The 14570-nt window shown below is 63.7% G+C and carries 12 protein-coding genes; 7 read left to right on the top strand and 5 right to left on the bottom strand.

The features are described from left to right. The first annotated feature begins 61 nt into the window (after positions 1 to 61). The 3 genes from X730_RS147740 (at position 62) to X730_RS147750 (ending at position 2554) form a co-directional block, all read left to right on the top strand. A complete protein-coding gene (locus X730_RS147740) occupies positions 62 to 1084 on the top strand; it encodes a LacI family DNA-binding transcriptional regulator (RefSeq protein WP_023671355.1) in 1023 nt (340 codons plus the stop codon). Further along, positions 1081 to 2061 carry a 2-hydroxyacid dehydrogenase gene (locus tag X730_RS147745; RefSeq protein ID WP_023826664.1) on the top strand — a complete coding sequence of 327 codons (981 nt, stop codon included), beginning with the start codon at positions 1081 to 1083 and terminating at the stop codon, positions 2059 to 2061. The genes X730_RS147740 and X730_RS147745 overlap by 4 nt, the downstream gene beginning before the upstream one ends. Before the next feature lie 82 nt (positions 2062 to 2143). Continuing rightward, positions 2144 to 2554 carry a hypothetical protein gene (locus X730_RS147750; protein ID WP_023671353.1) on the top strand — a complete coding sequence of 137 codons (411 nt, stop codon included), beginning with the start codon at positions 2144 to 2146 and terminating at the stop codon, positions 2552 to 2554. 10 nt (positions 2555 to 2564) lie between these two features. Here X730_RS147750 and X730_RS147755 read toward each other — a convergent pair whose 3' ends face one another. Continuing rightward, positions 2565 to 3338, bottom strand: a complete 774-nt coding sequence (locus X730_RS147755; protein WP_023826663.1) for a gamma-glutamyl-gamma-aminobutyrate hydrolase family protein — start codon at positions 3336 to 3338, stop codon at positions 2565 to 2567. Positions 3339 to 3633: 295 nt separating this feature from the next. Between X730_RS147755 and X730_RS147760 the strand changes: the two genes are divergently transcribed. After that, positions 3634 to 4743, top strand: coding sequence for a TRAP transporter substrate-binding protein (locus tag X730_RS147760; protein WP_023671351.1), 1110 nt, complete (start codon positions 3634 to 3636; stop codon positions 4741 to 4743). A gap of 251 nt (positions 4744 to 4994) precedes the next feature. On the opposite strand, the gene X730_RS147765 is transcribed toward X730_RS147760, so the two are convergent. The 4 genes from X730_RS147765 to X730_RS147780 form a co-directional block, all read right to left on the bottom strand. Further along, complete coding sequence (locus X730_RS147765) at positions 4995 to 6023, bottom strand: zinc-dependent alcohol dehydrogenase family protein (RefSeq protein ID WP_023689236.1); 1029 nt, start codon at positions 6021 to 6023, stop codon at positions 4995 to 4997. Between the two features lie 33 nt (positions 6024 to 6056). After that, positions 6057 to 7835 (bottom strand): TRAP transporter large permease subunit, encoded by a 1779-nt coding sequence (locus X730_RS147770; RefSeq protein WP_023750422.1) that lies wholly within the window; start codon positions 7833 to 7835, stop codon positions 6057 to 6059. Then, positions 7832 to 8437: a TRAP transporter small permease subunit gene (locus X730_RS147775; protein WP_023683517.1), complete on the bottom strand. Its 606-nt coding sequence runs from the start codon at positions 8435 to 8437 to the stop codon at positions 7832 to 7834. Before X730_RS147775 ends, X730_RS147770 begins: the two co-directional genes overlap by 4 nt. A 197-nt stretch (positions 8438 to 8634) precedes the next feature. Further along, positions 8635 to 9540 carry a branched-chain amino acid ABC transporter permease gene (locus X730_RS147780; protein ID WP_023746552.1) on the bottom strand — a complete coding sequence of 302 codons (906 nt, stop codon included), beginning with the start codon at positions 9538 to 9540 and terminating at the stop codon, positions 8635 to 8637. Between the two features lie 148 nt (positions 9541 to 9688). On the opposite strand from X730_RS147780, the gene X730_RS147785 reads away from it, so the two are divergent. From X730_RS147785 to X730_RS147795, 3 genes are all read left to right on the top strand, one after another. After that, complete coding sequence (locus tag X730_RS147785; RefSeq protein ID WP_023746551.1) at positions 9689 to 10297, top strand: CGNR zinc finger domain-containing protein; 609 nt, start codon at positions 9689 to 9691, stop codon at positions 10295 to 10297. Beyond that, a complete protein-coding gene (locus X730_RS147790; protein WP_023826662.1) occupies positions 10290 to 10820 on the top strand; it encodes a hypothetical protein in 531 nt (176 codons plus the stop codon). Before X730_RS147785 ends, X730_RS147790 begins: the two co-directional genes overlap by 8 nt. A 221-nt stretch (positions 10821 to 11041) precedes the next feature. Beyond that, entirely contained in the window at positions 11042 to 14512 is a 3471-nt protein-coding gene (locus X730_RS147795; protein ID WP_023826661.1) for an indolepyruvate ferredoxin oxidoreductase family protein, read from the top strand. The last annotated feature ends 58 nt before the right edge of the window (positions 14513 to 14570 follow it).

The raw sequence follows: 14570 nt of genomic DNA, 5'->3' as shown, positions 1-14570 counted from the left end.
CTCCGAATCCGATGGCATAACGCCGCATTTAAAAAATTTAAAAAACTCGGGGAGCCAAGGGCTGGCACAAAAGATCAAGCTTTCGACGATCGCGGATGCGCTTGGCGTCTCCACGGCCACCGTCTCCCTCGCCTTGCGCGACAGCCCGCTGGTCGCAGGCGCCACGCGTGACCGCATCAAGGAGCACGCGCGGGCCATCGGTTATATCTACAATCGCCGCGCCGCCTCACTGCGCACCTCGCGCTCGGGCATTGTCGGCGTCGTCGTGCATGACATCATGAACCCGTTCTTCGCCGAGATCCTGCGCTCGATCGAGAGCGAACTCGACCGCAGCCGGCAGACCTTCATCCTGTCCAATCACTACGACCAGCTGGAAAAGCAACGCACCTTCATCGATACGCTGCTGCAGCTCGGCGCCGACGGCGTCATCATGTCCCCGGCCATCGGCACGCCGGCCTCTGACATCGTCATGGCCGAGGAAAACGGCCTGCCGGCGGTGCTGATCGCACGCAGCGTGGAAGGCGCCGACGTGCCGGTGTTTCGCGGCGACGATGCCTATGGCACGGCACTTGCCACCAATCATCTGATCTCGCTCGGGCACAAGCGCATCGCCATGATCGGCGGCACCGACCAGACCTCGACCGGGCGCGACCGCTACCAGGGCTATCTCAACGCCATGGAGGCCGCCGGGCTTGAGGTCAGGCCGTCCTGGCGCATCGCCGGGCCGCGCACCAAGCAGGGCGGATTCGAGGCGGCTGGACAGTTTCTGGCGCTTAAAGACAAGCCAACCGCCGCTTGCTGCTGGAATGATCTGGTCGCCATCGGCCTGATGAACGGCATTGCCCGCGCCGGCCTGGTGCCGGGCGCCGACATCTCGGTGACCGGCTATGACGATCTCGAGGAGGCGGCAATCGCGACACCGGCGCTCACCACAGTCTGGAATGGCCAGCGAGAGGTCGGCCGCCGTGCCGCCAGCGCGCTGCTCGACAAGCTGAACGGACAGGCGGTACGGCCGTCACAGGAACTGATCAAGCCGGAACTGCATGTGCGCCAGTCGACCGGCAAGCCGGTGGAGCGTGCATGACCAAGACTGATGCGTTGCAGACCGTCGCCGTTCTGGTGCCAGGACATTTCAACGACCATGCGGTCGAGCGCATCGACCGCACCTTCAAGCGGGTCAAGATAGAGCGCGCCGATCCCGCCCTGGTCACCGACGAGATGCGCCATGACGTGCGCGCCATTGCGTCCTTCGCCGGCGTCAATGCGGCATTGATGGATGCATTGCCCAACCTCGAACTCATCGCCTCCTTCGGCGTCGGCTATGATTCGGTCGATGCCGGCCATGCGGCCAAGAAAAACATCATGGTCACCAACACCCCCGATGTTTTGACCGAGGAGGTCGCCGACACCACGATCGGCCTTTTGCTCAACACCGTGCGTGAACTTTACAAGGCCGAGAAATGGCTGCGCGACGGCAGTTGGGTGAAGAAGGGCAACTATCCCCTGAGCCGGCTGACCTTGCGCGGTCGGCATGTCGGCATTTACGGCATGGGCCGCATCGGCCTTGCCATTGCGCGCCGGCTGGAAGCGTTCGGGCTGCCGGTGGCCTACCACAACAGGCGCAAGGTCGAAGGTCTGGCTTATGAATACCACCCGACGCTGAAGGGCCTTGCCGAAGCGGTCGATACGCTGATTTCCGTAGTGCCGGGCGGCGCTTCCACGGAGAAGGCGGTCAATGCCGAAATCCTGGCGGCGCTTGGCGCCAACGGCGTTTTCGTCAACATCGGCCGTGGCAGCACGGTCGACGAGGCAGACCTCGCCGCAGCGCTTGCCAACGGCACCATCGCCGCGGCCGGGCTCGATGTTTTCGCCGATGAACCGAATGTGCCCAAGGCTTTGCTGGAGGCGCCAACCTCGCTTTTGCCCCATGTCGGCTCGGCCTCGCACCATACGCGCCGCGCCATGGCGGATCTGTGCGTCGACAATCTGGTATCCTGGTTCAGCGAGCGCCGGCCACTGACCCCGGTGCCTGAGACGGCGCAAGTCAAGCCACGAAGCTGAGCGGCTCTCTGCCACACTCGTTAACGTTGACTTAACGCTTTGGAATCATTCTGCATCTGCGCCGGGGGGCGCGGAGTGCAAGATGACGAAACTTCCGGCATCGATTGCGGCAGCGGCACTTTTCGCCGGCTTTCAGCTGTTTCACGGCGGCAGCAGTGAAAGTTCGGCCAATGAAGCAAGGCCGGCAACCACCTTCAGGCTGGTCGCCAATGGCGACGAAGGCGACTGCGCGGTTAGCCGCGGCGCCGCGATTGACGATGGCCTGTCGCTGTTGACCGTGGCGCCGAATTGCCGCGGGCTGCTGCCCGGCATCGAGCGGGCAAAATTCTGGCGAGAGGGCGAGGACGGCACGATCGCGTTCAGCGCCGACGGCACCGACCCGATCGTCACCTTCTCGGTTGCGGATGGCGACGGCTACGAATCCTACGCTCCGGCCACGCCGCTGCTGTCGCTGGCGACAACCGGCGAACGGGATCAATCCGCCGGCAATTGATCGTCGGGATTTATTCCGCCGCCGCCCGTGCACCGGCCTTCGCCGCCGCATGCAGCCGCACCGCATCGCCGAAGGCGCGGAAGATCTTGGCCGAGTTGCCGTCCGACTTGACCCAGTATTCGGGGTGCCATTGCACGCCGGCGGCGAAGGCGCGGGCGTCCTTCACCGAAACCGCCTCCACCGTGCCGTCGCCGGCAACCGCCTCGACCTGCAGCTTCGAGCCGAGCCGGTCGATGCCTTGGCGGTGCAGCGAGTTGACCTTGATGTCGCTGGCGCCGAATACACCGGCCAGGCAGCCGCCCGGCTTGATCGAAATGGTCTGGTGAATGGCGAAACGTTCGTCCTGGTTGTCGCTCACGGGCGCGCGATGGTCCAGCGAACCTTCGCGCTCCTGGATCTCGGTGCCAAGCGTGCCGCCCAGCGCCACGTTCAACTCCTGGATGCCGCGGCAGATGGCAAGCAGCGGCACGCCGCGCTCGATCGCCTTGCGGATCAGCGGCAGCGTGGTGGAATCGCGCGCCGGGTCATAGGGGCCGTTGGCTTCGCTGGCGTCGCCGCCATAGAGTGATGGATGCACGTTGGACTTGGAGCCGGTGACCATGACACCGTCGACCGAAGACAACAGCTCGTCGAAATCGAGCCGGTCGCCGAAGGACGGCACCAAAAGCGGGAACACGCCGGCGCCGGAAAGTGCTGCCTCGATATATTGCTGCGGGACGGCATGCCAGGTGTAGTTGTCGAACTGACGGACGTCGGTCGATATGGCGACGAGCGGCTGGTGCATTTTGGGTCCGGATTCCATTTGGAGCGAAGCGAATAATCTATTGTGCCTGCAAAATAGGCGATCCGAAGGCGCTTTTCCATGGCAAGTTTCGCCATCTCGCATGGGCCACGCGGCGAACGTTAGACTATAGTTGCAGGCTGGCTGGCCGGCCCGCGGATTTGTCGCCAGCGCCGCCGTCAAATCCCGCTGCCATGCTGGACTCGACCCCTTGCCCGTGTATTGTTTCGGCAAATCGATACCGGGCGCGAGGAGATGTCCCTGATGTCGGTTTGTTGGTCCAAAAGGGAGGTTCTGCATGGATCGTCGTTCATTCATCCGCAAGGCCGGGGTCACCGGCGTGGGCGCTGCGGCGGCTGCCGCGACGCTAGCCGCACCGGCAATCGCCCAGTCCAATCCGAAAGTGACGTGGCGGTTGGCGTCATCCTTCCCCAAGTCACTCGATACGATCTATGGCGGCGCGGAAGTCTTCTCCAAGATGCTGTCTGAGGCGACGGACGGCAATTTCCAGGTCCAGGTCTTCGCCTCCGGCGAACTCGTGCCCGGCCTGCAGGCCGCCGACGCCACCACTGCCGGCACTGTCGAGGCCTGCCACACGGTGTCATACTATTATTGGGGCAAGGACCCGACATGGGCACTCGGTGCGGCGGTGCCGTTCTCGCTCAACGCGCGCGGCATGAACGCCTGGCACTATCATGGCGGCGGCATCGACCTGTTCAACGAGTTTCTTGCCACGCAGGGTCTTTTCGGCCTGCCCGGCGGCAACACCGGCGTGCAGATGGGCGGCTGGTTCCGCAAGGAGATCAACACCGTCGCCGACCTGTCCGGCCTCAAGATGCGCATCGGCGGCTTTGCCGGCAAAGTGGTGCAGAAGCTCGGCGTCGTGCCGCAGCAGATCGCCGGTGGCGACATCTATCCGGCGCTGGAAAAAGGCACGATCGACGCCGCCGAATGGGTCGGCCCCTATGACGACGAGAAGCTCGGCTTCTACAAGGTCGCGCCCTACTACTATTATCCCGGCTGGTGGGAAGGCGGCCCGACCGTCCATCTCTTGTTCAACAAGGCCAAGTACGAGGAGCTGTCGCCCGCCTACAAGTCGCTTGTGCACACCGCCGCGCAGGCGGCGGACGCCAACATGCTGCAGAAATACGATTTTCTCAATCCTGCGGCGGTGAAGCGGCTGGTGGCCGGCGGCGCGAAATTGCGCCCGTTCAGCCAGGACATCATGGCCGCCTGTTTCGAGAAGGCCAATGAGGTCTACACCGAAATGGAAGCCACCAACGCACCGTTCAAGAAGATCTGGGACTCGATCAAGGGCTTCCGCAAGGAGCACTATCTGTGGGCGCAGGTGGCCGAGTACAATTACGACACCTTCATGATGGTCCAGCAGCGCAACGGCAAACTGTAGGCTGGGATCTGTCCCTTCTCCCCGTCACTATACTGGGAGAAGGTCCCGGCAGGTGGATGAGGGGCGGCGCAACCTTCGGCGATTGATCGCCTTGGGCTTGGTAGCCGCCCCGAAATTATAGCTTATCTTTCCAAGCGTTGACGCTGCACCTCACCTGCCTGCCGGCATCCTCTCCCCGTATAGTGACGGGGAGAGGGGCGCGGTCATCGCCGTTTCGCCAATCGCCAACACCGCAGGATTGAGGCTGCCCTTCATTCCCTGCCCGGCACAACCAACACCTTGACCTCGCCCGGCGCTGCCGGATTGGCGATCACCGAGGCGGCTTCCTCCAGGCCGACCTGCCTTGAGATGAGCTTGTCGATCTCGATTGCGCCGGACGCGACAAGGTCCGCCGCCCGCCTGTGGGTGAAGGGATTGATGAACGAGCCGAGAACCTTCAGCTCGCGAAACAGGATGTCGAACGGTTCGAAGGGCACTTTCACGCCTTGCGGCATCACGCCGACGATCACCACCGAGCCGCCGGACTTCGCCAGCCGCATCGATTGTTCGACGGTATCGGGGACACCGGCGCATTCGAGCACCACGTCGGCCCCGCCGGGCACAAGGCCGGCTGGGCCGGCGATCGCCTCGATCGGGTCGACCGCGCTTGGGTCGACCGTCGTCGTTGCACCGAGCTCTTCGGCGAGCGCACGGCGGGAGGCCTGCCGCGTCGACAGGATGATGGTCGCCGCTCCTGCGAGCCTCGCCAATTGCACGGTAAGCAGGCCGATGACGCCGCCACCAAGCACCACCACGGCAGCGCCGGGTCTGATTCCGGCGAGGTCGACAGCGTGCAGGCAGCAGGCCAGCGGCTCGCAGAAGGCGCCATGCGTTGGCTTGAGGTTCGCAGGCAGAAGAAAGGCCTGGCTCTGCGGCATCACGACGTAGTCGGCGAAGCCGCCGTCGCGATGGATGCCGATGGCCCTGAGATTGCTGCACAAATTGACCCGGCCAGCCCGACAATGACTGCAGCGTCCGCAGAAGATGTTGGGATCGCCGGTAACACGGTCACCGATGGCGATGCCGGAAACCGCATCACCGACAGCCTCGACGATGCCGCAGAATTCGTGACCAAGCGTCACCGGTGGGCTCGAAGGGAATTCGCCGTGGAGGAGGTGACGGTCGGTGCCGCAAACGCCGCAGGCTTCGACGCGCACCAGAACGTCCTGCGGTCCCGCAACAGGCTTGTCGACCTCCCGTAGCGCAATGCTGCCCACGGCTTCCAGGCGCACGGCTCTCATAACATCCTCACTCAGGTTCTCAGTGTTCACACATCAGTTGAAGTTCGGCGGCTGCGACAGGTCGGTCGCCGGCGCCGCCGGCTTGGCGGGCGGCGTCTCGCCGAAATTCGGCGGCTGCGAGAGATCGTTCAACGGTGGCGCCGCGGGTGATGGGCCACCGTTGGCTGGTGGTGGTGTGCCGAGAGGCGCAAGGCCTGGCATATCAGGCAAGTTGATCTCGATCGTTCCCGGATCGACGGCCGCACCCTTGTAGCGCATGACCATTTGCGGGAAGGCGATGGTCAGCCCGATCATGATCACCTGGATGCAGACGAAGGGCACGGCGCCCCAATAGATCTGGCCGGTGGTCACCGGCGCGATCTGCTTGCCGGTGAGGCGATCGAGATAGGGCACGCGCGCGGCGACAGAGCGCAGGTAGAACAGCGCAAAGCCGAAAGGCGGGTGCATGAAGGAGGTCTGCATGTTGACGCCGAGCAGCACGCCGAACCAGATCAGGTCGATGCCGAGCTTATCGGCTGCCGGCGCCAAAAGCGGCACGATGATGAAGGCGAGCTCGAAGAAATCGAGGAAGAAGGCGAGCACGAAGACCAGGATGTTGACGCCGATCAGGAACCCGACTTCGCCGCCCGGCAGCGACGTCAACAAATGCTCGACCCAGACGTGGCCGTTGACGCCGTAGAAGGTCAGCGAGAACACCCGCGCGCCGATCAGGATGAACAGCACGAAGGAGGAAAGCCTGGTGGTCGACGCGAGCGCCTGTTTGATGACATCCAGCGACAACCGCCCCTTCATTGCCGCCATCGCCAGGGCGCCAACCGCGCCCATGGCGCCGCCCTCCGTCGGGGTGGCGATGCCGAGGAAGATGGTGCCCAGCACCAGGAAGATCAGCGCCAGAGGCGGGATCAAAACGATGATCACCTGCTGCGCCAACCTGGACATCATGTTGATGTTCAGGCCCTTGTCGGCGATCGCCACGATATAGATCAGGATCACCCCGATGCTGGCGCCAAGGATATCGGCATTGTCGCCATGCGCCGGCGCAAGGTAGCGATAGGCCGCATAGGAAGCCGCGACTGCCACCAGCAGTGCCGCGAGCAGCGACAGCACGCCGTGGCCAAGCGTGCGGGCCGCCAGCGGCAACGCCGGCATCGAGTTCGGCCGGACAATCGACATGGTCAGGATGTAGAGCGTGTAAAGGCCGGTCAGCACCAGGCCGGGGATCAGCGCGCCGGCATACATGTCGCCGACCGAACGGCCGAGCTGGTCGGCCAGAACGATCAGCACCAGCGACGGCGGGATGATCTGGGCGAGTGTGCCGGATGCCGCGATGACGCCCGACGCCAGTCGTCGGTCATAGCCGTAGCGCAGCATGATCGGCAGCGAGATCAGGCCCATGGCGATGACCGAAGCCGCGACCACGCCCGTGGTAGCGGCAAGCAGCGCGCCGACGAAAATCACCGCATAGGCAAGGCCGCCGCGAACCGGGCCGAACAGCTGGCCGATCGTGTCGAGCAGGTCCTCGGCCATGCCCGATCGTTCCAGCACGATGCCCATGAAGGTGAAGAACGGGATTGCCAAGAGCGTGTCGTTCGACATCACCCGGCTGCCGTAGAAATTGTCGGGCAGCGCATGCAGCAGCGGCCACGCCAGGTTGATCGAGCCGCCCGAATAGGGCGACAGCACGACACCGATGAAGAAGAACATCAGGCCGTTTGCGGCGAGTGAAAAAGCGACGGGATAGCCGATCAGCAGGAAGATGATCAGCGAAGCGAACATGATCGGCGCCATGTTCTGGGCGATGAACTCGATCATGGGCGCGCCTCCTGGGCGAGCGCCTTGGCCTCTTCAGCAAGGGCTTTAGCCTCGAGCTCGGCCTGTTCGTGCACCGAGATGAACGGATTGGGATCGTCCATGTCGCCGCGCATGATGGCTATCTTCTTGATGATCTCGGAGATGCCTTGCAGCGCCAGCAGGAAGAAGCCGACGAGCAGGATCGCCTTGGCCGGCCAGATGATCAGGCCGCCGGAATTGTTCGACATTTCGCCGCTGCGGAACGACAGCGACACGTAGGGGACAAAATAGATCACCATCAGCGTCACGAACGGCATCAGGAAGAAGACATGGCCGAGCAGGTCGATCCAGTGCTGCACGCGGCGCGACCACATGCCGTAGACGATGTCGATGCGGATATGGTCATTCTGCTTCAGCGTATAGGCGGCGGCCAGCATGAAGGCGGCGCCGAACAGGTACCACTGCAGTTCCAGCCAGGCATTCGACGAGACGTCGAAGACCTTGCGGATGATGGCATTGGCGGCGCTGACCAGGATTGCCAGCAGGATCAGCCACGATATCCACCTGCCGATGAACTCGTTCATACGGTCAATCGTTCTCGATAGAGCGAGCAGCCCTGCCATGCATTTCCTCCCTCAGGTCGAAGGCGCGCCGGCTCCCGTATTTTCCGTCGCGCCGCTGTGGCCCAACGGTATGCCGTGCGTGGTTCGGCGGGTCAACATGGCATGGCGCGATCAACGCCGTCGTGACGGGAGGCAGGGGATAAAGTGCCGACCGGCTGCTGCGTCATGCAACCAAAGTCTGACAGCGGATGCGGCGATCAGGCGATCTTCTGCTGGTCGCGGCCAGGACCGATCAGCACAAGTGCCGCGACCAGGAACAGATACATCCAGCCATCGCGCCATTCGACCGGGAAATAGCCGGCCCATAGCGACTCCGCCATGCCGAAGGCGGCCGCACCGAGCGCGGCCCGAGGCGGAGAGAGATAGCCGCCCACCGCCGTCACGAACAGGATTTTCAGCCCGTAGACAAGGCCGGAGCCGAAGCTGACATTGCCGTAGTAAAGGGCGGCCATGATTCCGGCCAGCGCGGCGCAGAAACCGCCGAACAGCACCGCATGCCGGAACACTGCACGCACGTCCACGCCGCACATGGCAGCCGCTTTGGGATCGTCGGAGACGGCGCGCCAGCGGCGGCCGAAGCCCGAGCGGGCAAACGCCCATGCAGCGAGCATGATTGCCGCCAGAACCACCGCGCAATCGATGAGCTGGATCAGCGTCAGCGTCGCCTGGAAGCCGGCATCCTGAGCAAAAACGATGGGCTGCGCCAGCATCGGCGGCAGCCACCAATCATGCGTGTCGGCGGCGATACGGCTTGCTTCCGACAGCACCAGCAGGATGCCGAGCGTCGTCACCACAATGGCATTGGGCGTGCGGTCGGCCAGCGGTTCGAAGACGCTGCGCGACAGCACGTGGCCGATCAGCGCGGCATAAAAGAAAGCCGTGACGACGCCGAGCACCACTGCCGCCAGCAAGGTCAGCCACAATACCTGATAGCCGAAGGCCACGGTCAGGATCATCGTCTGGCCGCAAAAGGCGAACAGCGCGCCATAGGCGAGATTGGTCCGGTGCAGGATGCCGTTGGTCAGCACGTAGCCGAAGGCAAGCAGCGCATAGAGCGCGCCGGAATGCAGCCCGTTCAGCACCTGCTGGAAGAAATAGAGCATGGACAGCTTTCAGGGCATGTCGCCCAAAAGTGCAAAGCGGTTTTGGGGCAACGACTTGCCTCAACAAAATCCTGCGCCGGAGCCCGCGCCAAGGTTTGCATCGTAAAATCTAACTTGTCAAACGCGATTTATCGGTTAGATTTCTGATATGACAGTATCTTGGACCCCACATCGCTTCACCGGCGGCATTCTTGCGCTCGATACGGCCAACACCGTGGTGTTGCGCAACGATCCGGAAAAGACTTTCGACCGTTTTGCCGATCCGGCCGAGATCGCGCGCTTCGCCAACGCCGCAACCGGCTTTCGCGGTGCCGAGCTTGGCGGCAGACCGCTGGAGGCGACCTCGCCGGACAGGATCGCCCCGGTGGTGCTGGCGATCCGCGAGACGACCGACCGCCTGTTTCGCGGCGCGGTGTCGAAAGGTGCGCTTGCCGCCGGCGACCTCGCCGCTTTTCTCAAGGCCTGCGCCAACGGCCTCGATCGGAGCCCTGCCGAAATCGGCGCACCGGGTAGACCGTTCGGCGATCCATCGACGCCGATCGCGTTCGAGGCGGCGCTGGCGGTTTCGGCCTTGTCGCTGCTGCGCGACGACACGGTCGCCAGGCTCAGGATCTGTCCCAATTGCAGCTGGCTGTTCGTCGACAGGAGCCGCAATTCCAGCCGCCTTTGGTGCGATATGGCTGTGTGCGGCAACCGCCAGAAAGCAAGCCGTCACTATCGCCGCCGCACGGCGGCACATGAGGTCAACAATGCTTAGGGTTGTTTTTCGTCCGATCCTTGTCGGTGCTGCGCTCATTGCAGCCGTTGCGCTTGGCGCCTGCCGCGACACCGGCGGCGACGGCAAGCTGTTCGAGGTTTCCGGCAAGGTCGTCGTCTTCAATTACCGCCTCGCCCGGGCGACCTATGTCGTGACGCTGCGGCCCCTGCAGCCGATGGGCAAAGGCCAGGTTGCGGTCGCCAGCTTCCAGAATCCGGCTGGCGGTCCTCCCCTGGTGATCGAGCAGAAGGTCTGGCCGAAGCTCGACAAGGTCAGCCTGGAAAGCCCGGCGCTGACCTGTATCGTCAAGGACAAGCCCTATGCGATTTCGATCAGCATCAGGGGTCCTGACGGCACGTTCCTGCAGAAGATCGACACGACGCTGATGTCGAGCGAGGACCAGTCGATCCTTCCCGACCGGCCGCTGGTGGTCGACCAGCTCTATACGGCCAATCCCGATCTTGCCGGCCATCCCGACGGCAAGCTGCCGGGTGAGCCGAAGCCGGATTGCTCGAAAGGCTGACGCGTCTTTGCCCGGCGCGACTGCGTGGAAATTTCTGGTCGCCGGACAACCGCCGCGGACCGATTTCGTGCCGAATACGCGACGGCAGCGGATCGTTCGTTGCGCTTTGCCTGGCACTTTCGATTTCGTTTGACCTGCCTTGCAAGCGGAGAAAGACTGCGCCATCTCACTCCTACGTTGGCTGCGCGCCCCCGGTGCTGTCTCCGCAGAGGAAATGCCTGATGACGCTGCACGACGTCGCGCTCGACGACAAGTTCGATCTTGGTAAGGAGCGCATCTTCCTGTCCGGCGCACAGGCGGTCATCCGCATGCTTTTGATGCAACGCGAGCGCGACCGCCGGGCCGGCCTCAACACGGCCGGCTTCGTGTCCGGTTATCGCGGCTCGCCGCTCGGCGGCCTCGATATGCAGCTGTGGCGGGCGAAAAAGCAGCTGGCGCAGGCCGACATCGTCTTCCAGCCCGGCCTCAACGAGGAGCTTGCCGCCACCGCCTGCTGGGGCTCTCAGCAGACGGAATTAATGGGCGAAGGCAAGCATGACGGGGTGTTTTCGGTCTGGTACGGCAAGGGACCGGGCGTCGACCGCTCCGGCGACGTTTTCCGCCACGCCAACCTCGCGGGAACGTCGAAGTATGGCGGCGTGCTTGCGCTGATGGGCGACGACCATATGGCCGAATCATCGACCAATGCGCACGCCACCGAATTCCTGTTCGTCGACACCATGGTGCCGATCCTCAACCCGGCCGGCGTTCAGGAGATCATCGACTACGGCCTCTACGGCTTTGCCATGTCGCGCTTCGCCGGCACCTGGGCGGCTATCAAATGCGTCAAGGACAACATCGAATCCACGGCCTCCGTCGATGCCGCGCTCGAGCGCCTGAACATCGTCGTGCCGGAGTTCGATATGCCGCCCGGCGGCCTCAACATCCGCGATGAGATCGACATGCTCGGCCAGGAGGAGCGGCTGCATGAATACAAGCGCGCCGCTGCATCCGCCTTCATCCATGCCAACGGCCTGAACCGCATCGTCTATTCGGGCGGCCGCGCGCCGAAGCTCGGTATCATCACGCTGGGCAAGAGCTATCTCGATGTCCGCCAGGCGCTGGAAGACATCGGCATCGACGAGGCCGCCGCCAACCGCATCGGCATCCGCCTGTTCAAGGTCGGCTGCCCCTGGCCGCTCGACCTGCAGCATATCGCCGAATTCGCCCGCGGCCTCGACACCATCGTCGTCGTCGAGGAGAAGCGCTCGCTGATCGAGGTGCAACTGCGCGAAAACCTCTACGGCACCGCCACCCAGCCGATGATCGTCGGCAAGAAGGACGAGCGCGGCGACTGGCTGTTCCCGGCCAAGGGCGCGCTCGACCCCAACGAGATCGCCATTGCGCTGGGCGAGCGCATCCTGCGCACAATCGGCCCTTCGGAAGAGATCACTGCCAAGGTGGCAAAGCTGCGCCAGTTCCAGGCGATGCTTGCCGACACCAGCGATATCGGTTCGCGCACGCCGTTCTTCTGCTCCGGCTGCCCGCACAATTCCTCGACCAAGGTGCCGGACGGCTCGATCGCCGCCGCCGGTATCGGCTGCCATTTCATGGCGCTGTGGATGGACCGCAACACGGTCGGCTTCACCGCCATGGGCGGCGAGGGCGCACAATGGGTCGGCCAGGCGCCATTCTCCAAGCGCGGCCACATTTTCCAGAATCTCGGCGACGGGACCTACAATCACTCCGGCACGCTGGCGATCCGCTTCGCGCTGTCGACCGATGCCAACATCACCTACAAGATCCTCTACAACGACGCCGTCGCCATGACCGGCGGCCAGCCGCATGAGGGCGGCCTGACTGTCGACATGATCGCCAGGCAGGTGCGCGCCGAAGGCGTCGAGCGCATCGCCATCGTCACCGACGAGCCGGACAAATATGCAGGAAAGGCCGAATTCCCCTTCGGCGCCACCATCCACCACCGCGACGACCTCGACCTCGTTCAGCGCGAGCTGCGCGACGTCAAGGGCGTCTCGGTGCTGCTCTACGACCAGACCTGCGCCGCCGAAAAGCGCCGCCGCCGCAAGCGTGGCACCTTCCCGGATCCCGACAAGCGGGTCTTCATCAACGAACTGGTCTGCGAGGGCTGCGGCGATTGCGGCGTGCAATCGAACTGCGTCTCGATCCAGCCGGTCGAGACCGAGTTCGGCCGCAAGCGCAGAATAGACCAGTCGAGCTGCAACAAGGATTTCTCCTGCGTCAACGGCTTCTGCCCGTCCTTCGTCACCGTGCACGGCGCCAAGATCAGGAAGGCCGAAGGCATTGCCGGCCGCTCCGACCCGCTTGACGGCGTGCCGGTGCCAGCCGAATTCCCGCTCCGTAGCGAGGGTTGGGCGGCGATCATCGACGGCGTCGGCGGCACCGGCGTCGTCACCATAGGTGCTGTGCTCGGTATGGCCGCCCATCTCGAGGACAAGGGCTGCGGCATGATTGACATGGCCGGCCTCGCCCAGAAGGGCGGTTCGGTGTTCACCCATGTCCGCATCGCCCGCACGCCGGACGACATCCACGCGATCCGCGTTTCGGCCGGCAAGGCCGACCTGGTACTCGGCTGCGACCTTGTCGTGTCCGGCGCCAAGAAGGTGCTTGGCGCGGTGCGCGAAGGCCATACCATTTTCCTTGCCAACACTGCCGAGATCATGCCTGGCGAATTCGCCCGCTCGGCCGATTTCTCGCTGCCCATCGAGCGCCTGAAGAAGGCGATCCGCGCTGCCGCTGGCGACGACAAGACGCATTTCTTCGACGCCACGCGCACCGCCACCCAATTGTTCGGCAATTCGCTCGGCGCCAACATGTTCATGCTCGGCTTCGCTTTCCAGCATGGCGGGCTGCCGCTGTCCGCGCAAGCCGTTGAAAGAGCGATTGAATTGAATGGCGAGGCGGTGGCGATGAACATCGCCGCCTTCCGCTGGGGCCGGCGCGCCGCGCATCAGCCGGAGTTTGTGCGCGGCCTCATCGCGCAACCGAGCAAGGCCACTGAGATCGCCGAGACGCTGGACGATATCATCGCCCGCCGCGTCGCTTTCCTCTCTGCCTATCAGAATGCCGCCTATTGCAGGCGCTATGTCGAGCGGCTGGCGGTCCTGCGTGCCGCCGAGGCAAAGGCCGTGCCCGGCTCGACCGCGGTGACCGAGGCAGCCGCCAAAAATCTGTTCAAGCTGATGGCGATCAAGGACGAATATGAGGTGGCGCGGCTCTACACTGACGGCTCCTTCGCTATGGAGCTGTCAAAACAGTTCCATAGCTACGAAAAGCTCGAATTTCATCTGGCGCCGCCGATCATGGGCAGGCGCGGCAATGACGGCAAGCCGAGGAAATCGAGCTTCGGCCCGTGGATGATGAAGGGTTTTCGCCTGCTGGCGGCGCTGAAAGGCCTGCGCGGCACGGCCTTCGACGTGTTCGGCTACAGCGCTGAGCGGCGCATCGAGCGGCAGCTTCTGGCCCGCTATGAGGCCGATCTGGAGCTTGTCGCCAAGGCACTTGCGCCAGGCAGGATCGAGGCCGCCATCGCCCTTGCCTCGGTGCCGGCGCTCATTCGCGGCTACGGCCATGTGAGGCAGGCCAGCGCCGAAAAGGCGGCGGATGAACGAAATCGCCTTCTTGAACGATTCAAGTTGCCGGTGCAGCCAAGCGCATTACAAGCCGCTGAGTAGCCAAAAGGGCCGGAAAACAGGCCCTTCAGCGCGAGCTAAAGGTTTTTTAATGGGACTA

The sequence above is a fragment of the Mesorhizobium sp. L103C131B0 genome (assembly GCF_000502275.1).
GTDB lineage: Bacteria > Pseudomonadota > Alphaproteobacteria > Rhizobiales > Rhizobiaceae > Mesorhizobium.
The sequence above is the reverse complement of the archived record's forward strand: the minus strand, read 5'-3'. Positions and strand labels throughout refer to the sequence as shown.